The sequence below is a fragment of the Streptomyces sp. NPDC046465 genome (assembly GCF_040646035.1).
GTDB lineage: Bacteria > Actinomycetota > Actinomycetes > Streptomycetales > Streptomycetaceae > Streptomyces.
The window spans coordinates 151,601-170,492 of record NZ_JBEYZK010000002.1 but is presented as its reverse complement, the minus strand read 5'-3'; the positions used below and the strand labels follow the sequence as shown (position 1 = coordinate 170,492).

The following is an 18,892-nucleotide window of genomic DNA, read 5'->3' as shown; positions in this document are numbered from 1 at the left end:
CGTCATGCACCTCGACGCCCTTCCCGACTCCGCCCGCACCGGCGAAGGACCGATGGACCTGAACGCCGTCCGTGACGTCAGCCGCGCCATCAGCGCCGCTCACCTGTTCATACATCTCGTCCCCGAGACCGACGAGGAGGCGGCCGGGCTCGGCGTGACCGACCGCGGGCCGGCATACCTGGCCTTCCGGTCGGCCGCGATGGGCGCGGTCCCGTGGCACGTCACGCTCGCGGCCTTCTACAACTTCAACCCGCGGGCGGTGCGGGCCATGGCGGGCGTGTGGGACGCCGCGCCGCCAGAGCGGTGGCAGGCCGCCCGCTTTCTGGCCGCCGGACGGGCGATGCGGCGTGTCAACGTACATCTCACGGACGGCCACCTCGCCGAGGCGCGCTCGCTGATCGATCCGGTCATCGCCGGTGCCGACTACGCCGGCAAGGTGCTCGCCGCCGCGAACGCCTCGGTCGCGCTTCCATCCGATCCTCTTGTCGCACTGTGGCAGCAGATCACGGTGGCGCGCGAGTGGCGCGGCGACGCCCATCTCGTCGTACTCGCCGACAACGGCCTCGGGCCATGCGACTGCCTCGTTCTGCACACCGCGACCGGCCGCCTCCCGACAGCTCTCGCGCGAGCGACCCGTCAGTGGGACGACGAGGAGTGGAGAGCGGCGACGGCACGCCTCGTCGCGCGCGGCTGGCTCGACTCCCACGGCGTTGTCACCGACGTCGGCAGCGCGGCACGCGAGCGGATCGAAGTGGAAACGGACGAGCACTGCGCCGCGCTATGGGCGCCGATCGGCACCGCGGGTGCCCGCCGCTTCACCTCGCTCATCGCGCCGATCACCAACGCGTTCACTGCGGCGGGGACGTTCCAGGCCGTTCGCGGACAGTCTGATCTCGCATAAACGGTCCTTTGCGCGAGCAAGATCAACAATCGACTGTCGGAGCCCAGCAGCTACCGGGCGCTGGCCGGGTACGCCACACGCGAGGCGTACCCCGAAGCAGAACAGGGCTGTTACGGAGTGAAGCGCTGGACGTAACGTCGCTGCCACGGAGTCTCCACCGCATGCCGGTCGTAATGCGCCCGCACAAAGGCGACGGCCTCCGCCGCAGGCACTCCATCCAGTACGGCGACGCAGGCGAGGGCGGTCCCGGTCCTGCCGCGCCCGCCCCCACAGGCGACCTCGACGCGCTCGTCGGCGGCCCGCTGCCACGCCTCGCGCAGCAGCGTCCGTGCCGCGTCCCGGTCGCTGGGCAAACGGAAGTCGGGCCAGCGCAACCATCGGGCGTCCCACGGGACTTCGGGCGGCGGCTTGCCAAGGAGGTAGAGGCCGAGATGGGGGGTGGTACCCCCCTCGGGGAGAGGCCGCCGGAGCCCTCGACCCCGCACGAGCCGCCCGGAGGGCAGCCGGAGCACGCCGGGGTCGTCGGGCTGCCAGGTCGATGAGTTGCTGAACGAGCTGCTGTCTTGGCTCATGCCAGACCCTAGAACACCGACCAGCCCGTCACGCTGGTGAAGTGGTCGAGCGCCGCGACACCCGCCACGGAGTTGCCGTACGAGTCCAGACCCGGGCTCCAGACGCACAGGGTGCAGCGCCCCGGGATCACCGCGACGATGCCGCCGCCGACGCCGCTCTTGCCCGGCAGCCCGACGCGGTAGGCGAAGCTGCCCGCCGCGTCGTACGTCCCGCAGGTGAGCATGATCGCGTTGACCTGCTTGGCGGCCCGCTGAGGCAGCAGACGCGTCCCGTCGTTCCGCAGCCCGTGCCGGGCCAGGAAGGCCCCCGCGAGGGCGAGATCGCGGCAGCTCATGCTGACCGCGCACTGCCGGAAATAGTGCTCCAGGACGGTGGCGACGGGGTTGTCGAGGTTGCCGTAGCTGGCCATGAAGTGCGCGAGGGCGGCGTTGCGGTCACCGTTCTCGGCCTCGGAGGCGGCCACGACGGGGTCGAAGGCGACATCAGGATTGCCGCTCTCCGCGCGCAGGAACTCCAGCATCGTCGTGCCCGCGTCACCGGTGAGACTCTGGAGCCGGTCGGTGACGACGAGGGCACCGGCATTGATGAACGGATTACGCGGAATCCCGTTCTCGTACTCGAGCTGGACCAGCGAGTTGAAGGGATTGCCGGACGGCTCCGTCCCCACCCGGTCCCAGATCCGCTCCCCGCCCTCGGCGAGGACGAGCGCGAGACTGAAGGCTTTGGAGATGGACTGCACGGAGAACGGCATCTCCCAGTCCCCGATGCCGTGCACCTCACCACTGACGTCGGCGACAGCGATGCCGAACCGCTCGGCGTCGACGTCCGCGAGCGCCGGAATGTACCCGGCGACCTGACCGCGCCCCACGAGCGGCCGGGCGAAGGCGGCGACTTCTTCGAGAACGGCCTGGTAGTCCACGACTCGCACTTTCTGTATCTGTATCTGGGGACCTGTATCTGAGCCCGACCGTTTCATCCTGAAAAGCCGCTGGTCACGGGGTTATGTCGGCATCGGGTCCAGGGTAACGCGTGGTCGGTAGTCCTCGTGGGGGACCGCGCGGCGCCACGCAGCCGCGAACGCGTCGGCGCAGAGCTTCACGCGCACCGCGTCGCCCGCGTACTCCCGTCCGTCCTCGTCCAACTGTCCGTCCCCGGTGAAATGGTGGAAGAGGGCCAGCGCGTCGTCGAACAGCCAGAAGTCCGTACCGGGCAGGGCGAGATCGGTCGCCCTCCGCCTCGGCAGCCAGCGGACCGCCTCACCCACCGCGATGTTGGCGAAGGTGCCGTCGTACTCGTACCGCACGTAGTCGCTGATCGGCTCGGAGACGATGCGCACGCGCCGGACCACGACACCACGGGCGACCGCGCCGCGCACCACGTCATGCCAGCCGCCCCACCACGAGGCCTGGTCCGACGGCACGAGCCGCTTGCCTCGCTGCCACGCGATGAACTCGGGGTCGTCAGGCGTATAGCTGTCGCGCATTTCAAGGTGGACCGCCGAGCGTCGGGCCTTCGCCAGGGCGCTACGTGCCGGTGGCTGCACTTGCCGCCTCTCCGTCGTCGCTCTCGCGGGGTGGGGTCGTTCTTGGGGGTGGATGCTGATCAGACCACGTAGTTCTCGTGCGGGATGCCCCGTTCCCAGACTGCCTCGAAGGCGGACGAGGCCAGCCGGGCGACGGTCGGCTCGGTCCGTACTTCCCAGCTGGGTTCGGACCAGTCGCCGTTCCCCGAGAAGTGATTGAAGAGCACGGTCTCGTCGTCGAACACCCAGCAGTCGTTTCCGGGCAGCGCCAAGGCCGACACATGCCGCCTCGGCAACCAGCGGACCTGCTCTCCCGCGTGCACATTGACCACCGTGCCGGCGTGCTCGTACCGGATGTAGTCGGTCACCGGCTCCGAGACGACCCGGGCGCGGCGGACGGTGACGCCTCGCGCCACGGTGCGTCGAATCAACTCGACCCAGGGCCTCCAGTACGTGGATACGGGGTCGACGTCACGTCGTCCCGTGCGCTTCCAGTGCTCGAAGTCCGCCGACTCATCGCCGACGCCGTACGAGTCCCGCATCTCCAGGTGGACGGCCGACTGCCTGGCCGATGCCAGTAGTTCGCCGAAGCTTGGTTCGTTCTGCGACATCGCGTGGCTCTCCTCATCCTCTTCTCGCCTGCGCTGCCCCTATGAGTGCCCGGAGTTGAGTACGGGACGCGGTGATGACGACCTCGGGGTCATCGCTCTCGCGGAGGAGGATGGAGCCGTCGGGGGCGATGGCGATGTTGACGCAGGAGGAGGCCTCTTGGCTGTATCACGACACGACCCCGGCTCTCCCACCAGGCAAGAGGGGGCCGGGGCCGCAGCGGCAGACCGGGGGCTAGCCCCTACCGCTCTCCTCTCCCAAGCCAGGGGAGTCCAACGGGCGGGACTGGCGGAGCGAGGCCACGTCAGCCCCGCCCCGCTCTACGGCAGCGAGCCCGCCTCGCCCACCGCAGGGTCAGTGATCGTGGCGCTGAAGAACTGAAACGCCGACAGCTCATAACCGCTGTGGTGCGTGATCCCTGCGTGCTTGAGACACCACAACTGCGCCTCATCCGGATCAGCCGTATCCAGCGAGTGATGACCACAGACGAGACACTTGCCGACATGCCGCACGGTCATCTCAGGCACGGCCGCCAGCGTCCATTCAAGCGGCACGTAGCGGCCCCACGGCAAGCTGCCCTCACTCATCCGATAGCCCCCGCCGGAAGCCGTGGGCCATGGTCGTCACCCTCGTCCGCATCGTCGCAGTCGAGTTGAGACAAGCGGTCGCCCCGGCTCTCTGCGATGCGTTGAACTTCGCGTAGCGACTCGGTCAGCCGGGCGGCCACGAAACGGACTTCCGCGGGCGTGGCCTTGGGATCGGCGAGCAGATCACCCGCGTGTCCCAGAAGGTCCCCGGCCATCCCGAGTTGGATGCTCTCGATGGTGTCAGCCACATTGGACAGGAACCCGTTTCCACTGCCGATCAGGTAACAGGGTTTGCCTTCCAGAGTCGACCACGGCAACCGCCGCGCTACCCGCATGGGAGAGGTCATGCCGTCACCAAGCTCTTTCAGGTTGTCCACGCCCCAGGCCGTCAGCGCGGTCGAGGGGGTCTGTCGAAGACAGAAACCTCATCGAACCGTTTGGGGCAGGCCCGGCAGAGGAGCCGGACAGGGGGCCAGGGAGGGGCCACACTGAGGGGAGGGAGGGGCCAGCCATGAGTGATGACCGTCGACAGCAGTTCGGCGCGTACTTGGCACGGTTGCGGCGGGACGCTCACAAGAGCCAACGGCAGCTCGCCGCGACGCTCTGCGCACTGTCCGGAGTCCAGTCCGTGACACGCAACGAGGTCTCACGCTGGGAGCGTGGAGAACGTCTCCCGGAATCGTGGCTCCCGTTCATCGCCGAAGCTCTGGAGGTCTCACCGAGTGACCTGGAGCGGGCCGCCGCATACGCACGTGGAGACATCGCAGGGCCTCTTGGGGGTCCGGCCGTCACCCTCGCCGAACTACTGCCGCCTGGCGCCCCCTTGGGCCCACTCCCGGCGTGCACGGGCCGTCACATCGGCGCCGGCGAGGTAGCTGCTCTCGCCGCACGTGTCCACGGCCTGCGCCTCGCCGATGATGTGCTGGCCGGAGGCGACCTGGTGGGCGCCGCCTTCCGGGAACTCAACTCGGCGTTACAGCTGTACCGGGAAAGCGCACACACCGAGGACATCGGCCGCGCACTTCTCGTACAGGTCGGCGAACTGGCCCAGATCGCAGGCTGGATCGCGAGCGACGCCGGACAGCACGGCCAAGCCGAACGGGCGTATCGCATAGGGATCGCAGCGGCGCGACAGGCCGGTGACACGACCTTGGTCGGCAATCTCGCGGGTAGCCTCGCCTACCAGTTCAGCAACACCGGGCAGGAGCGCGCGGGCGTCGACCTCGCCCGCGCAGCACTGGACGAAGCAGGACCGGACGCACCGCCCAAGACCCGGGCCCTGTTCTTCGATCGACTTGCCTGGGCACACACGCGCGCAGGCGAGGCCCAACCTGCGGTGCGCGCTCTGGGCGAGGCTCACGACGCTCTGTCCGAGTCGACCGAGGACGCAGCACCACCGTGGGCGTACTGGGTGAGCCGTGAAGAGCTGGAGGTCATGGACGCCCGAGTCTTCACCGAGTTGCACCGCCCACTGCGAGCCGTCCCGCTTTTGACGGACGTTCTCAGCCGGTACGACGCGACACACGCCCGCGAAGTCGCCCTGTACCGGTCATGGCTCGCTATTGCCCTGGCCGACGCCAACGAACCCGAGCAGGCCGCAGAGGAAGCCCGTCGTGTCGTATCGCTGTCCTCCAAGGTGACCAGTGAGCGCACCGCCGAGCGCTCCCGTATCGTTCTCCGACGCCTACAGGACTTCCAGCAAGTGCCGGAGATCCGCGATCTGCTGCACGATCACGGTCACCTGCTCAGCGCCTAGTCGCCTCTGGAGGAGAGGTCAGCGCGCCGCCGGGACCTCGCCGAGCACCTGCTCCCCGGAGCCAGAACCGGAGCCCGAGCCGGAGCCGCCCGACGCCACCGGCGGAGCCCCCCGCCCCGTACGGAGGCCGAACCCGCTGATCCCCGCCGCCACCCCCGCCGCCACGAACGGAACCCACAGCGCCGCCCGGTAGCCGTCCAGCGCGGACCCCGTCGCGTCCGAGCCCGTCGCCGCCACGTTCACCGCCGTCGCCGCCGACAGGCCCAACGCCGCGCCGAACTGGAAGCACGTGTAGAGCAGCGCGCCCGCCAGGCCCTGTTCCTCCTCGGCCACGCCTTCCGTGGCCACGATCGTGAGCGGGCCGTAGGCGAGTGAGAAGGCGATGCCGATGAGGATCAGGCTCGGGAGCATCAGCGCGTACGTCCAGTCCGCGCCGACCGGCAGGAACAGCGCGTACGCCAGTGCCGCGAGCAGCAGACCGCCGAAGATCACCCGCGCGTTGCCGAAGCGGGCGACGAGCTTGGGCGTGAGGAGAGGGGAGAGGATCGCGTCGGCCCCCATGGCGAGCATCGCGAGGCTGGTCTCCAGCGTCGACCAGCCCCGCAGCTCCTGCAGGTAGAGCACGACCAGGAACTGGAACCCGAAGAAGCTCGCCGCGAAGAGCAGTCCCGAGAGGTTGGCGCGGACCAGGGGAGCGCAGCGAAGGATGCCCAGGCGGACCAGCGGGTCCGCCGCACGGCGTTCGACCGCGACGAACACCGCGAGGAGGGCGAGCCCGGTGCCCAGCGTGAGCACGGTCCAGACGGGCGCCGCGTGCGTGGCGCGCTCCACGCCGAGCACCAGCAGCACGATCGCGGTGGTAATCGCGAGCCCGCCCGCCACGTCGACGCGCCGCCCCCTCCGGTCCGGCCGCGGCGACCTCGGCACGAAGGCGAGCGCGGCGAGCAGGATGACGGCGGAGAGGACGACGGGTGCGAAGAACACCCAGCGCCAGCCCACCGACGTGAGCAGCCCGCCGACGACGAGGCCCACCGAGAAGCCACCGGCCGCGGTGCCGGAGTAGAAGAGGAGGGCCTTGTTGCGCCGGGGGCCCTCCGCGAAGCCGGTCGTGATGATGGACAGGCCCGCCGGGGTCATGAACGCGGCGGCGACACCGGTGACGAAGCGCGCCACGATCAGCATCCAGCCCTCCGTGGCGAGGCCGCCGAGGCCGGAGAAGGCCAGGAAGACGGTGAGCCAGAGCACGAACATCCGACGGCGCCCGAAGAGGTCCGCGGCCCGCCCGCCGAGCAGCATGAACCCGCCGTACCCCAGCACGTACGCGCTCATCACCCACTGCAGCGAACCGGTGGACAGGCCGAGGTCGGCGCGGATGGAGGGCAGGGCGACGTTGAGCATCGCGATGTCGATGCCCTCCAGGAAGATGGCGCCGCACAGGACGAGGAGGACGCCCCACTGGCGGCCGGTGAAGCGGTCGGGGAAGGCATCGGTATCAGGGGAGGCATCGGCAGGGGGCGCGGGCTTACGCGACGCCGGGTTCTTCTGGCTCATGTGGCTCATGGCGCCACCCTCGGCCGACGCCCACCGCGGAACAACGGCGAACATCGCAACGTTCGTTCAGCCAGGCTGACCGATACAGACTGACCAGGGGGTACGTCGATGGAACGCGACGAACTGGAGTGCTTTCTCCTGCTCGCCGAGGAACTGCACTTCGGCCGCACGGCCGACCGCATGCGGCTGTCCCGGGCCCGGGTGAGCCAGCTCGTGCAGCGCCTCGAACGCCGTGTCGGCGCGCCCCTGTTCCTGCGCACCAGCCGCCGCGTCGCCCTGACCGCCCTAGGCCGGCAACTGCGCGCCGACCTCGAACCGCACCACCGCGCCATCGAGGCCGCCCTGGTCAGGGCGACGGCCACGGCACGCGGCATCGAGGCCGTCCTGCACGTCGGCTTCTCCACCCCGCTCGCCGGGGAGGTCGTGATGAAGACGACGGACATGCTGCGCGTCAGCCACCCCGGCCTGGCCGTGGAGGTCTGCGAGGTGCCGCTCGCCGATCCGTACGGGCCGCTGCGCAAGGGCGAGTTCGACGTGCAGCTCACCGAGGTGCCGGTACGTGAGGAGGACCTGGGCGGCGGATCGGTGCTGCTCGCGGAGGGGCGGGTCCTTGCTCTGCCCTCGGCCCACCCGCTGGCCGCCAGGCCCCGCGTGACGCCGGAGGACCTGGCGGACGTCCCGCTCCTGGAGATCGTCGGCGAGGTCCCCGACTACTGGCTGGCACACCACGCGCCCGCCCGCACCCCCAGCGGCCGCCCGGTCGAGCGCGGGCCCGGCATGACGACCATGCAGGAGGCCCTGACGCTGGTGGCCGCGGGCAAGGGCGCCGTACTGGCCCCCGCCCACACGGCCACGTACTCCGCCCGCCCCGGCATCGCGTACGTCCCCTTCGCGGACGTGGAGCCGACGGGTTACGGCCTGGTGTGGCGCCGGGGCCACGACACGGGAGCGGTGGCGGCGTTCGCGAGGTCGGCGCGGGAGGTAGCGGGAGAGATGGCAGGAGAGAGGGTGGGGGAGATGGCGGGAGAGGTGGCGGGAGAGGTGGCGGACGGGGCAGGGGAGTCGGCTCGCCGCGTGACGGTGCCGACGCCGGAGGCCGCCCGCACCTGAGTGGCCGGGGCGTGGGAACTCAGCGGCACAGAGCGCTGTTCACGACCCCGTCGACCCGGCTCCTGGTCGCCTCGTCATCCAGCTGGATGTTCACCGCGACGTTCGCGGCCCGGCCGTCGTCCGTGGCGCCGCCCCGTGTCTCGTACCCCGGGAAGCTGCCGCCGTGGCCCCAGTAGAGGCCGCCGCACGGCAGCGGCTTGCTCACGAGGCCCAGGCCGTAGCGGGCGCCGTCGCCGAACGTGGCCTCGGCGGGGACCGTCCTGCGCATCTGGGCGAGCTGGGCCCGCGGCAGGAGATCGCCGCTCAGGAGGGCGGTGTAGAAGCGGTTGAGGTCGGAGTCGGTGGAGATCAGCTGGCCCGCCGCCCAGCCCCACGAGGGGTCCGTCTCCGTGACGTCGAGCAGGGGCTTGTCCGGCGAGACGCGGTAGTAGCCCTTGGGGTGCGGGCCCTTGATGGTCGCGTCACGGGGGGCCGGGAAATAGGTGTGGCGCAGGCCGATGCGCTGGATGATGCGGCGGTCCATCTCCTCGGCCAGGGTGTGGTGCGTGACCTTCTCGATGATCAGGCCTGCCAGGACGTAATTCGTGTTGCTGTACTTCCACTTCTTTCCGGGCTCGGATTCGGACGGGTGTTGCAGTGCGATGCCGACCAGCTCGTGGGGCGTGAAGTACCGGACCTCCTCGCCCAGGTAGTTGCTGTAGTTGGGGAGCCCGCTGGTCTGCTGCAGGAGCTGGCGGACGGTGATGCGGCGCCCGTCGTTGCCGTTCTCGCGGACGAGCCCCCGCAGGTAGTCGTCCACCGGGGCGTCGAGGCGGACCTTGCCCTCGGCGACCAGCTGCAGCATGACCACCGCGGTGAACGCCTTGGTGTTGCTGCCGATCCGCACCCGGCCGTCCGTGGGCACCTTCGTGCCGGTCGCTATGTCGCCGACGCCCGCTGTGTAGTGACGGGTACGTCCTTCGGGATCCAGGGTGCTCGCCAGCGCCCCAGGCAGGTCACCGGAGCTGACCAGCGCGTTCAGACCCCGCTCGACGGGGTCCGGCCGGTCGGCGGCCGACGCCGCGGAGGGGGCAAGCACGCCTGCTGTCACCACGCCCGCCGTCACCACGCCCACCGCCACGGCGGCCACCACCGGCACCGCTCTGCGCCAGCCCTTTCCCTTCCGGCGACTCGACACACGGGATGTAGACGTAGACGTAGCCGTATAGGACAGACGGGGCCTCTGCGATGCCTGATCGCGCACGAGCCAACTCCAGGGGTAGCTTGAGGAATGAGAGAGGAAGGAGAGGGGTGATCGGAGTGCCAGCCTGTCTCGCGCACCGCCTCCGGGACGATCCGGCTACCCGCCCGACCGCAGGTAGGGCTAACCCCCGCCCCCTTAACAGGCGGGCCCCAGCCCCCGCATCCCCCGAGGCGGCGTAAATGTTTACCCATCGCGACCAACGGTCATGCGCCACGCGGCCACATTTTCTTCCCCTATCGGGCTGAACTTTTGTTGATCGTGGGTCAGTTGGCCGGTGTGTCGCCCTACCCTTCAAAGGGTGAACCAACTGATGTCCCTCGCGTCCGAAGAGGTGTGCGAAGAGGTGGCCGACGACGTGTCCGGATCGGAGTCCGCTCCGGCGGACATGCTCCCCGGCGCGCTGCCCGAAGAGCTGCGCGCCGAACTCGTCGCCTTCCGACGCGACTTGCACATGCACCCCGAGCTCGGCAACCAGGAGTTCCGTACGACCGCGGCCATCAAGGCCCGGCTCGAGGAGGCGGGCCTCGCGCCCCATGTGCTCGCCGGTGGTACGGGGCTCGTCTGCGACATCGGCATGAGGGATGGGGACGGGGGCGGGGGCGGGGACGGCATCGGGGGCGGGGTGCGGTCCGTGCTCGCCCTGCGCGCCGACATCGACGCGCTGCCCATCCCGGACACCAAGCTCGGCGTGGAGTACCGCTCCACCGTGCCCGACCGCGCCCACGCCTGCGGGCACGACGTGCACACCACGGTCGTCCTCGGCGCCGGGCTCATCCTCGCCGAACTGGCGCGGAAGGGGCAGCTGCCGCGTCCCGTGCGGCTGATCTTCCAGCCCGCCGAGGAGCTCCTTCCGGGCGGCGCGACCGACGCCATCGAGGCGGGCGCACTGGACGGGGTCGGCAGGATCGTCGCCGTGCACTGCGACCCCCGCGTCGACGCGGGCCGCATCGGGCTGCGGCACGGGCCCATCACCTCCGCCTGCGACCGCCTGGAGGTGTCGCTCGCCGGGCCCGGCGGGCACACCGCGCGCCCGCACCTCACCACCGACCTGGTCACCGCCGCCGCGAAGGTCGCCGTCGAGGTCCCGGCCCTGGTCGGCCGCCGCGTCGACGCGCGCTCCGGCCTCGCCCTCACCTGGGGCCACATCGCGTCGGGCCACGCCCCGAACGTCATCCCGCAGCGCGCCGACCTCTCCGGCACCGTGCGCTGCCTCGACCTCAGGGCCTGGCGGGACGCGCCCGACCTGGTGCACGGCGCCATCCAGGAGATCGCCGACCTCTACCGCGCCAAGTGCGAGGTCAACTACATCCGCGGGGTGCCGCCCGTCGTCAACGACCCGGCGATCGCCGACCTGTTGGGCGATGCCATGGCGGCGCGGCGCGGTCGCGCATCCGTCGAGGACACCGAGCAGAGCCTCGGCGGCGAGGACTTCTCCTGGTACCTGGAGCGGGTGCCGGGCGCCATGGCCCGGCTCGGGGTGCGCAAGCCGGGGGAGCGGACCGTACGGGATCTCCACCAGGGCGACTTCGACGTGGACGAGACGGCGATCGCGGTCGGCGTCGAACTCTTCACCGCCGCCGCCCTGTTGGACGCCAATCTTTAGAGCGAGAGCGAGAGCGAGAGCGCGAGGCCGCAGCGGCGCGAGGTGCGACAGGGCCGGTTGTGTACGAGCCGTCCACGCGGACACAACCGGCCCCCGCCGCGAAATCACCGCGAAAATCACCGCGAAAAGCACGAAGAGGTAACAGCACCGCGAAAACCCGTTCCCCTCCCTTTCTACGCGCGTTAATGTGCGCCGAAATCAGCGCCGCACGCGGCGCGTTGGCGATCAAGGGGTGCTTCCTGTGCGTCGTCTCTCTTCGAAATCCCACCGGTCGCGACCAGCACGCGCCCGGACATCTCGCGCCACCCACATCACCGCGACACTCGCCGTTCTCGCCCTCGCCGCGGCCGGCTGCGGCAAGACCAGCAGCGAGGCCTCGCAGGACGACGACGGCGGCAAGGACAAGGGCTCCGGCAGTTCGTCGTCGTACAAGGCCAAGGGCATCGGTCTCGCGTACGACATCGGCGGGCAGGGCGACCAGTCCTTCAACGACGCCGCCTACGCGGGTTACACGAAGGCCCGCAAGGAGTTCAAGATCGGCGGAGTGGACATGGAGCCGGGCGACGGCGAGTCCAGCACCGACAAGGTCCAGCGCCTCGAACAGCTCGCCCGGCAGGGCTACGACCCGGTCGTCGGCGTCGGCTTCGTCTACGCGCCCGCCGTGCAGGCGGCCGCCAAGAAGTTCCCCAAGACCACCTTCGGGATCATCGACGACAACACCGTGAAGGCGGACAACGTCGTCGACCTGGTCTTCCACGAGGAGCAGGGCTCCTATCTGGCGGGCGTCGCCGCGGCGAAGGTGAGCAAGGCCAAACACGTGGGATTCGTGGGCGGCGTGGACATTCCGCTCATTCACAAATTCGAGGCCGGATTCGTGCAGGGCGTGAAGTCGGTCGATCCCAAGATCAAAATCGAGAAGCGGTATCTGACGGAAAAGCCCGAGGAGGGCGGATTCTCCAGTCCGGACCGCGGGCAGAACGCGGCGAGCGGACAGATCGAGGCGGGCGCCGACGTGATCTACCACGCCGCGGGCCTTTCTGGTCAGGGAGTGATCCAGGAAGCGGGATCGCAGAAGGTCTGGGCGATCGGCGTCGACTCCGACCAGTACAAGCAGAAAGCCCTCGCCAAGTACAAGCAGTACATCCTCGGCTCCGCCTTCAAGGACGTCGGCGGCGCGGTGTACGACCTGACGAAGTCGGTCGTCGAGGGCAAGCCGATGAAGGGCGAGCAGCGGTACGACCTGAAGTCCGGCCGCGTCGGATTCTCCGACTCGAACCCGAAGTACGCCGCGATGAAGGACGTCGTCGCCGCCGTGGAGAAGGCCAGGAAGGACATCGTCGGCGGAAAGGTCGAGGTGAAGATCGTCCCGTAGCGTGCGGTTGCGAGACGTTTTACGTAGTACTTCTTGTGGCGACTGGGCGTCCCCTGCGAAGGGGGCGCCCACCCGTCGTTCGGGCACTCGACACCCGGTGGCCACAGCTCGATAACGGAGCGGACAGAAGGGTTCTTATGTCAGGTCTACGCGCGTTACGCTGCGGCGAAATCAGCGCCAGGCAGGCGCCGATGCTTGCTCGTACGTGCTTGTGCTTGCTTGACTCAAGGAGTTCGTCTCTATGCGCCGGGTGTCTCGAATAGCTGTCGCGGGCGCCGCGACCGCCGCTCTTGCCGTAACCGTCTCCGCCTGTGGTGGCACGTCCAGCGACGCCGCCGCGAGCAAGGACGACAAGAACAAGGGCATCGCCATCGCCTACGACGTCGGCGGCGCAGGCGACCAGTCCTTCAACGATGCCGCCACCGTCGGCATGAAGAAGGCCGCCAAGGAGTTCAAGACCGGCGAGAAGGCCGTCGAGCCCGTCGACGGCGAGTCCGACGCCGACAAGGCGCAGCGCCTGACGCAGCTCGCCAAGCAGGGCTACAACCCGGTCATCGGTGTCGGCTACGCGTACGCGCCCGCCATCAAGGAGGTCGCGGCGAAGTTCCCGAAGACCACCTTCGGCATCGTCGACGACGAGACCGTCAAGTCCGACAACGTCTCCGACCTGGTCTTCAGCGAGCAGGAGGCGTCCTACCTCGCGGGCGTCGTGGCCGCCAAGTCCTCCAAGTCCAAGACCGTCGGCTTCGTCGGCGGCGTGGACGTCCCGCTGATCCACAAGTTCGAGGCGGGCTTCACGCAGGGCGTCAAGGACACCGACCCCAAGGTCAAGGTCGTCAAGCAGTACCTGACCGAGAAGGCCGAGGACGGCGGCTTCTCCAGCCCCGACAAGGGCAAGACCGCCGCCCAGGGCCAGATCGAGAAGGGCGCCGACGTGGTCTACCACGCCGCGGGCCTCTCCGGTCAGGGCGTCATCGAGGCCGCGGCCGCCAAGAAGGTCTGGGCGATCGGCGTCGACTCCGACCAGTACAAGCAGGACGCACTCGCCAAGTACAAGAAGTACATCCTGACTTCGGCGACCAAGGACGTCGCGGGCTCGGTCTACAACCTCGCGAAGGCCGTCGAGGACGGCAGCGCGAAGGGCGGCGTCGTCCGCGCCGACCTCAAGACCGGTGGCGTCGCGCTCGCGGGCTCGAACCCCGAGTTCCAGAAGATGAAGGACGTCCAGGCCGCGGTGAAGAAGGCCGAAGAGGGCATCAAGGGCGGCAAGATCAAGGTCAAGACCACGCCGTAACCGTAAGGCGCAGCCGCCTTACCGACTGCCGTGACGGCCGACGGCCATAACGGTCGATTGCCGTAACGGCAGCGTGATTCTCGTGCAACGGGGTGTGGGGGACGATGGTTCACCCGCGCCCCGTTGGCGCGAGCCACATCTCAACACCCCCTGCCACGAGGCGATTTCGTGCAGGGACTTCCCGGTATTAGCAGGGGCACTGCGCGCGTAGGCGGCCCCTTTCCTTCAGGCCCCCGAGGAGAGTGCGCCATCGACGCGTCCACCAACCCTCCGCCCATCGCCGTCGAACTCGTCGGCATCACCAAGCGGTTCCCGGGCGTCGTGGCCAACCACGACATCCACCTGACCGTCCGCAAAGGCACCGTGCACGCCCTCGTCGGCGAGAACGGCGCGGGCAAGTCGACCCTGATGAAGATCCTCTACGGCATGCAGAAGCCGGACGAGGGCACCATCACCGTCGACGGCGAACAGGTCGCCTTCGGCAGCCCCGCCGACGCGATCGTGCGCGGCATCGGCATGGTGCACCAGCACTTCATGCTCGCCGACCAGCTGACGGTCCTGGAAAACATCGTGCTCGGCAGCGAGAAGCTGCACGGCATCGGCGGCGCCGCCCGGCGCAAGATCGCCGAGATCTCCGAGCGGTACGGCCTCGGGGTGCGCCCCGACGCGTACGTGGAGGACCTCGGCGTCGCCGACCGGCAGCGCGTGGAGATCCTCAAGGTCCTCTACCGCGGCGCCACCACGCTGATCCTCGACGAGCCCACGGCCGTGCTCGTGCCGCAGGAGGTCGACGCCCTCTTCGACAACCTGCGCGAGCTCAAGGCCGAGGGACTCTCGGTCATCTTCATCTCGCACAAGCTGGGCGAAGTCCTCTCCGTGGCCGACGACATCACCGTCATCCGGCGCGGCACGACGGTCGGCACGGCGATCCCGTCCGAGACGACGCCGCGGCAGCTCGCCGAGCTGATGGTGGGCAGCGAACTGCCCACCCCCGAGACGGCGGAGTCGACGGTCACGGACCGGGCGATGATCCAGGTCGAGGGCCTCAAGCTGCTCGCCGGGGGCGACGCGGGCCGCGCCCTGCTCGACGACATCTCCTTCACCATCCACGAGGGCGAGGTCCTCGGCATCGCGGGCGTCGAGGGAAACGGCCAGACCGAGCTGATCGACGCGCTCATCGGCCTCAAGCACGCCGACTCCGGTGTGATCCGCATGGCGGGCGACGACATCACCGCCGTGCCCACGCGCAAGCGCCGCGAGGACGGCATCGGGTACATCCCCGAGGACCGCCACCGCCACGGCCTGCTGCTCGAATCCCCGCTGTGGGAGAACCGCATCCTCGGCCACGTCACCGAGAAGCCCAACGCAAGAGGCTTCTGGCTGGACCCCAAGGGCGCCCAGGCCGACACCCGCCGCATCGTCGAGGAGTACGACGTCCGTACGCCCGGCATCGACGTGACGGCCGCCTCCCTCTCCGGCGGCAACCAGCAGAAGCTGATCGTCGGCCGCGAGATGAGCCACAAGCCGCGCTTCCTGATCGCCGCCCACCCCACCCGCGGTGTGGACGTCGGGGCGCAGGCGCAGATCTGGGACCAGATCCGCGAAGCCCGCCGTGAGGGCCTCGCCGTCCTGCTGATCTCCGCCGACCTGGACGAGCTGATCGGCCTCTCCGACACCCTCCGCGTGATCTACCGCGGCCGGCTCGTCGCGGACGCCGACCCGGCCACCATCACGCCGGAGGAGCTGGGGTCTGCGATGACGGGTGCCGCCTCCGGCCACCTGGAACACCCCGAGTCCGGCGACGGCTCCGAGGAGGACGAGACCCGATGAAGAAGTTCGACAAGGAGCGCGTGCTCCTCGCGGTGGCCGGACCGGTCATCGCCCTCGTCGTGGCCGTGGCGCTGACCTCGGTCGTGCTGCTGGCGTCGGGCAAGAACCCGATCGAGCCGTACACCCTGATGCTGGAGCAGATCTCCTACTCCGACGTCCAGGTCCTGACCATCAACCAGGCCGGGATGTACTACCTGGCGGCGCTCGCGGTGGCCATCGGCTTCCGCATGAACCTGTTCAACATCGGCGTGGACGGCCAGTACCGCCTCGCCGCGATGGTCACCGCGGTCGTCGGCGCGCACGTCGCGCTCCCGGCCGCCCTGCAGATCCCGCTGCTCATCGTGGTCGCCATGCTCACCGGCGCCTTCTGGGCCGGTATCGCGGGCATCCTCAAGACCACCCGCGGGGTCAGCGAGGTCGTCGCCACGATCATGCTCAACTCCATCGCGACGAGCGTCATCGGCTACCTCACCCTCACCGACAACTTCGGCGTCCCGGTCGGCAACAACCAGACCACCGGCGTGATGGAGAAGTCCGGCTGGTTCCCCGGCATCAAGCTGGCCGGCGGCGAGGTCTACGGGTTCGTTTTCGTCGCCGTCGCCGCGGGCGTCCTGTACTGGCTGGTCCTCAACCGCACCCGGTTCGGCTTCGACCTGCGCGCCACCGGCGCCTCCGAGTCGGCCGCCGCGGCCTCCGGCGTGAACGCCAAGCGCATGGTGTTCACCGCCATGCTGGTCTCCGGCGGAATGGCGGGCCTCGCGGGCCTGCCGATCCTGCTCGGCGACACCCACACCTACAGCCTCAGCTTCCCGGCCGGGCTCGGCTTCACCGCCATCGGCATCGCGCTGCTCGGCCGCAACAACCCGGTCGGCATCGCGCTCGCCGCGCTGCTCTGGGCCTTCCTCGACAAGGCGTCGCCCGCCCTGGACTACGCGTCTCCGGTCGCGTACGACAAGGAGATCGCGGTGATCATGCAGGGCCTCATCGTGATCGCGGTCGTCGTCTCCTCCGAGTCCGTACGCCGCTGGGGCCTGCGCCGCCAGCAGCGGCGCGTCGGTGAGGAACTGGCCGCCGCCGCTCGGGCGAACGGCAACAACGGCAACAACGACTCCGTGAAGGAGGTGGCTGCCCGATGAGCACGGCATCCGTCGCCAAGTCCCCGGCCAAGCAGCCCGCGCCGGGCCGCCGCCGCGTCTCGCTCCCCGTCCTCCTGCTGATCATCGCGGGTGTCCTGGTGCTGACCTCCGTGGTCCGCATCGCCACCGGCGCCGACGGCATCACGTCCACCGGTCAGATGTCGACGGCCCTCAAGCTCGCCGTGCCGATCGGCCTCGCGGGCCTCGGCGGCCTGTGGGCCGAGCGCGCGGGCGTCGTCAACATCGGCCTCGAAGGCATGCTGATCCTCGGCACCTGGTTCGGCGCCTGGGCGGGCTTCCAGTGGGGCCCGTGGGTGGGTGTCCTCTTCGGCATCCTCGGCGGTGCGCTCGGTGGCCTGCTGCACGCGATCGTGACGGTCACCTTCAACGTCAACCACATCGTCTCCGGTGTGGCCCTGAACATCCTCGCCCTGGGCGTCACGCGCTACCTCGCGACGTTCGCCTTCGAGGGCGAGGAGGGCGGTACGTCGAAGCAGTCGCCGCCCGTCGACTCGCTCGGTGACTTCTCCGTGCCGGGCCTCTCCGACTGGCTGATGGACCTCAACGGTAAGCACTGGTTCCTGGTCTCCGACCTCGCGGGCCTGCTCGGCGGCCTGTTCACCAACCTGTCGCCGCTCACCGTGGTCGCCGTCGCGATGGTGCCGCTGAGCTGGTGGGTGCTCTGGCGCACCTCGTTCGGCCTGCGCCTGCGCTCCTGCGGTGAGAACCCGATCGCCGCCGAGTCGCTCGGCGTCAACGTCTACAAGTACAAGTACCTGGCCGTGGTCATCTCCGGCGGCCTCGCGGGCCTCGGCGGCGCGTTCCTCTCGCTTGTCGCCTCCAACATCTACCTGGAGGGCCAGACCGGCGGGCGCGGCTACATCGGCCTCGCCGCGATGATCTTCGGCAATTGGATGCCGGGCGGACTCGCGCTCGGCGCGGGCCTGTTCGGTTACACCGACAGCCTGAAGCTCCGGGGTGGCGGCACGAACGTCCACGCGCTCCTTCTGCTCATCGCGATCCTGCTGGTCATCGGCGCGGTCTACCTCGCCTGGCGCAAGCGGTACGTCCCCGCGGCGATCACCGCGGCCGTCTCGGCGCTGATGTTCCTGTGGTACGGCTTGACCGACGAGGTGCCCAACCAGGTCGTCACCGCCACTCCGTACGTGGTGACCCTGCTGGTCCTCTCGCTCTCCGCCCAGCGGCTGCGCATGCCGAAGGCGGACGGAATGCCCTACCGAAGGGGACAAGGCAAGTGACGTACGTGCCCGGCGACACCGACTGGGACGCCCTGCGGGAAGCGGCGCGCGAGGCCATGTCCCGCGCGTACGCCCCGTACTCGGGCTTCCCGGTCGGGGCCGCGGCCCTGGTCGACGACGGCAGGACCATCTCCGGCTGCAACGTGGAGAACGCGTCCTACGGCCTCGGCCTGTGCGCCGAGTGCGGTCTCGTCTCCCAGCTCCAGCTGACCGGCGGCGGCCGTCTCACGCACTTCACCTGCGTGGACGGCAAGGGCGAGATCCTGATGCCGTGCGGGCGGTGCCGCCAGCTCCTGTACGAGTTCGGCGGCGCGGAGCTCCTTCTGGAGACGTCGTCCGGGGTGCGGACGCTGGGCGACATGCTCCCCGACGCGTTCGGACCGCAGCACCTCAACTGAGGTGCGGCACCTCAACTGAGGTGCGGCACCTCAACTGAAGTGCGGCCCCGCCCCCTTGGAGATCTCGGGTGCGGGGCCGCCTTCATCTCCCGGCTCTATGCGCGTAGAGTCGCGGCATATCTACGTACGTACGCCGTTGTACTGCTGG

The 18,892-nt window shown here is 69.5% G+C and carries 18 protein-coding genes and 2 pseudogenes; 11 read left to right on the top strand and 9 right to left on the bottom strand.

What is annotated here, in order from left to right; all coding sequences use genetic code 11:
- Positions 1-4: 4 nt before the first annotated feature.
- Positions 5-901, top strand: a complete 897-nt coding sequence (locus tag ABZ953_RS03740) for a hypothetical protein (RefSeq protein WP_361716140.1) — start codon at positions 5-7, stop codon at positions 899-901.
- 110 nt (positions 902-1,011) lie between these two features.
- Here ABZ953_RS03740 and ABZ953_RS03735 read toward each other — a convergent pair whose 3' ends face one another.
- From ABZ953_RS03735 to ABZ953_RS03705, 7 genes and pseudogenes are all read right to left on the bottom strand, one after another.
- Positions 1,012-1,473 carry a protein-tyrosine phosphatase family protein gene (locus tag ABZ953_RS03735; RefSeq protein WP_361716137.1) on the bottom strand — a complete coding sequence of 154 codons (462 nt, stop codon included), beginning with the start codon at positions 1,471-1,473 and terminating at the stop codon, positions 1,012-1,014.
- A gap of 8 nt (positions 1,474-1,481) precedes the next feature.
- Positions 1,482-2,393 carry a glutaminase gene (locus ABZ953_RS03730; protein WP_361716134.1) on the bottom strand — a complete coding sequence of 304 codons (912 nt, stop codon included), beginning with the start codon at positions 2,391-2,393 and terminating at the stop codon, positions 1,482-1,484.
- Positions 2,394-2,474: 81 nt separating this feature from the next.
- Positions 2,475-3,017 (bottom strand): DUF6879 family protein, encoded by a 543-nt coding sequence (locus ABZ953_RS03725; RefSeq protein WP_361716131.1) that lies wholly within the window; start codon positions 3,015-3,017, stop codon positions 2,475-2,477.
- Between the two features lie 59 nt (positions 3,018-3,076).
- On the bottom strand, positions 3,077-3,607 hold the full coding sequence (locus ABZ953_RS03720) for a DUF6879 family protein (protein WP_361716128.1): 531 nt from the start codon (positions 3,605-3,607) through the stop codon (positions 3,077-3,079).
- Positions 3,608-3,620: 13 nt separating this feature from the next.
- Positions 3,621-3,761, bottom strand: a pseudogene (locus ABZ953_RS03715) (DUF397 domain-containing protein); the annotation flags it as partial.
- Positions 3,762-3,925: 164 nt separating this feature from the next.
- On the bottom strand, positions 3,926-4,192 hold the full coding sequence (locus ABZ953_RS03710) for a hypothetical protein (RefSeq protein WP_361716125.1): 267 nt from the start codon (positions 4,190-4,192) through the stop codon (positions 3,926-3,928).
- Positions 4,189-4,569: a hypothetical protein gene (locus tag ABZ953_RS03705; RefSeq protein WP_361716122.1), complete on the bottom strand. Its 381-nt coding sequence runs from the start codon at positions 4,567-4,569 to the stop codon at positions 4,189-4,191. The genes ABZ953_RS03710 and ABZ953_RS03705 overlap by 4 nt, the downstream gene beginning before the upstream one ends.
- 134 nt (positions 4,570-4,703) lie before the next feature.
- Here ABZ953_RS03705 and ABZ953_RS03700 point away from each other — a divergent pair.
- Positions 4,704-4,916 (top strand): annotated as a pseudogene (locus tag ABZ953_RS03700) (helix-turn-helix transcriptional regulator); the annotation flags it as partial.
- A gap of 216 nt (positions 4,917-5,132) precedes the next feature.
- Positions 5,133-5,948, top strand: coding sequence for a hypothetical protein (locus tag ABZ953_RS03695; RefSeq protein ID WP_361717044.1), 816 nt, complete (start codon positions 5,133-5,135; stop codon positions 5,946-5,948).
- 18 nt (positions 5,949-5,966) lie between these two features.
- Here ABZ953_RS03695 and ABZ953_RS03690 read toward each other — a convergent pair whose 3' ends face one another.
- Entirely contained in the window at positions 5,967-7,508 is a 1,542-nt protein-coding gene (locus tag ABZ953_RS03690) for an MFS transporter (protein WP_361716119.1), read from the bottom strand.
- A gap of 99 nt (positions 7,509-7,607) precedes the next feature.
- On the opposite strand from ABZ953_RS03690, the gene ABZ953_RS03685 reads away from it, so the two are divergent.
- The gene (locus tag ABZ953_RS03685) at positions 7,608-8,609 is read left to right on the top strand and encodes a LysR family transcriptional regulator (protein WP_361716116.1); all 1,002 of its coding nucleotides are present in this window, start codon (positions 7,608-7,610) and stop codon (positions 8,607-8,609) included.
- Positions 8,610-8,628: 19 nt separating this feature from the next.
- On the opposite strand, the gene ABZ953_RS03680 is transcribed toward ABZ953_RS03685, so the two are convergent.
- Complete coding sequence (locus ABZ953_RS03680; protein ID WP_361716113.1) at positions 8,629-9,786, bottom strand: serine hydrolase domain-containing protein; 1,158 nt, start codon at positions 9,784-9,786, stop codon at positions 8,629-8,631.
- Between the two features lie 451 nt (positions 9,787-10,237).
- On the opposite strand from ABZ953_RS03680, the gene ABZ953_RS03675 reads away from it, so the two are divergent.
- From ABZ953_RS03675 to ABZ953_RS03645, 7 genes are all read left to right on the top strand, one after another.
- Positions 10,238-11,455 (top strand): amidohydrolase, encoded by a 1,218-nt coding sequence (locus ABZ953_RS03675; RefSeq protein ID WP_361717041.1) that lies wholly within the window; start codon positions 10,238-10,240, stop codon positions 11,453-11,455.
- Positions 11,456-11,765: 310 nt separating this feature from the next.
- Positions 11,766-12,827 carry a BMP family ABC transporter substrate-binding protein gene (locus ABZ953_RS03670; protein WP_361717038.1) on the top strand — a complete coding sequence of 354 codons (1,062 nt, stop codon included), beginning with the start codon at positions 11,766-11,768 and terminating at the stop codon, positions 12,825-12,827.
- A 241-nt stretch (positions 12,828-13,068) separates the two neighbouring features.
- Positions 13,069-14,121, top strand: coding sequence for a BMP family ABC transporter substrate-binding protein (locus tag ABZ953_RS03665; RefSeq protein WP_361716110.1), 1,053 nt, complete (start codon positions 13,069-13,071; stop codon positions 14,119-14,121).
- A 249-nt stretch (positions 14,122-14,370) separates the two neighbouring features.
- Positions 14,371-15,951 carry an ABC transporter ATP-binding protein gene (locus tag ABZ953_RS03660; RefSeq protein ID WP_361717035.1) on the top strand — a complete coding sequence of 527 codons (1,581 nt, stop codon included), beginning with the start codon at positions 14,371-14,373 and terminating at the stop codon, positions 15,949-15,951.
- Positions 15,948-17,087, top strand: coding sequence for an ABC transporter permease (locus ABZ953_RS03655; RefSeq protein WP_361716107.1), 1,140 nt, complete (start codon positions 15,948-15,950; stop codon positions 17,085-17,087). Before ABZ953_RS03660 ends, ABZ953_RS03655 begins: the two co-directional genes overlap by 4 nt.
- Positions 17,084-18,346: an ABC transporter permease gene (locus ABZ953_RS03650; RefSeq protein ID WP_361716104.1), complete on the top strand. Its 1,263-nt coding sequence runs from the start codon at positions 17,084-17,086 to the stop codon at positions 18,344-18,346. Before ABZ953_RS03655 ends, ABZ953_RS03650 begins: the two co-directional genes overlap by 4 nt.
- Positions 18,343-18,744, top strand: coding sequence for a cytidine deaminase (locus ABZ953_RS03645; RefSeq protein WP_361716101.1), 402 nt, complete (start codon positions 18,343-18,345; stop codon positions 18,742-18,744). Before ABZ953_RS03650 ends, ABZ953_RS03645 begins: the two co-directional genes overlap by 4 nt.
- Positions 18,745-18,892 lie beyond the last annotated feature (148 nt).

Coding starts and splice junctions, on each gene's coding strand:
- ABZ953_RS03740 (WP_361716140.1), top strand. CDS start 5: ATGCACCTCGACGCCCTTCCCGACTCCGCCCGCACCGGCGAAGGACCG.
- ABZ953_RS03735 (WP_361716137.1), bottom strand. CDS start 1,473: ATGAGCCAAGACAGCAGCTCGTTCAGCAACTCATCGACCTGGCAGCCC.
- ABZ953_RS03720 (WP_361716128.1), bottom strand. CDS start 3,607: ATGTCGCAGAACGAACCAAGCTTCGGCGAACTACTGGCATCGGCCAGG.
- ABZ953_RS03710 (WP_361716125.1), bottom strand. CDS start 4,192: ATGAGTGAGGGCAGCTTGCCGTGGGGCCGCTACGTGCCGCTTGAATGG.
- ABZ953_RS03690 (WP_361716119.1), bottom strand. CDS start 7,508: ATGAGCCACATGAGCCAGAAGAACCCGGCGTCGCGTAAGCCCGCGCCC.
- ABZ953_RS03685 (WP_361716116.1), top strand. CDS start 7,608: ATGGAACGCGACGAACTGGAGTGCTTTCTCCTGCTCGCCGAGGAACTG.
- ABZ953_RS03675 (WP_361717041.1), top strand. CDS start 10,238: ATGCTCCCCGGCGCGCTGCCCGAAGAGCTGCGCGCCGAACTCGTCGCC.
- ABZ953_RS03665 (WP_361716110.1), top strand. CDS start 13,069: ATGCGCCGGGTGTCTCGAATAGCTGTCGCGGGCGCCGCGACCGCCGCT.
- ABZ953_RS03655 (WP_361716107.1), top strand. CDS start 15,948: ATGAAGAAGTTCGACAAGGAGCGCGTGCTCCTCGCGGTGGCCGGACCG.
- ABZ953_RS03650 (WP_361716104.1), top strand. CDS start 17,084: ATGAGCACGGCATCCGTCGCCAAGTCCCCGGCCAAGCAGCCCGCGCCG.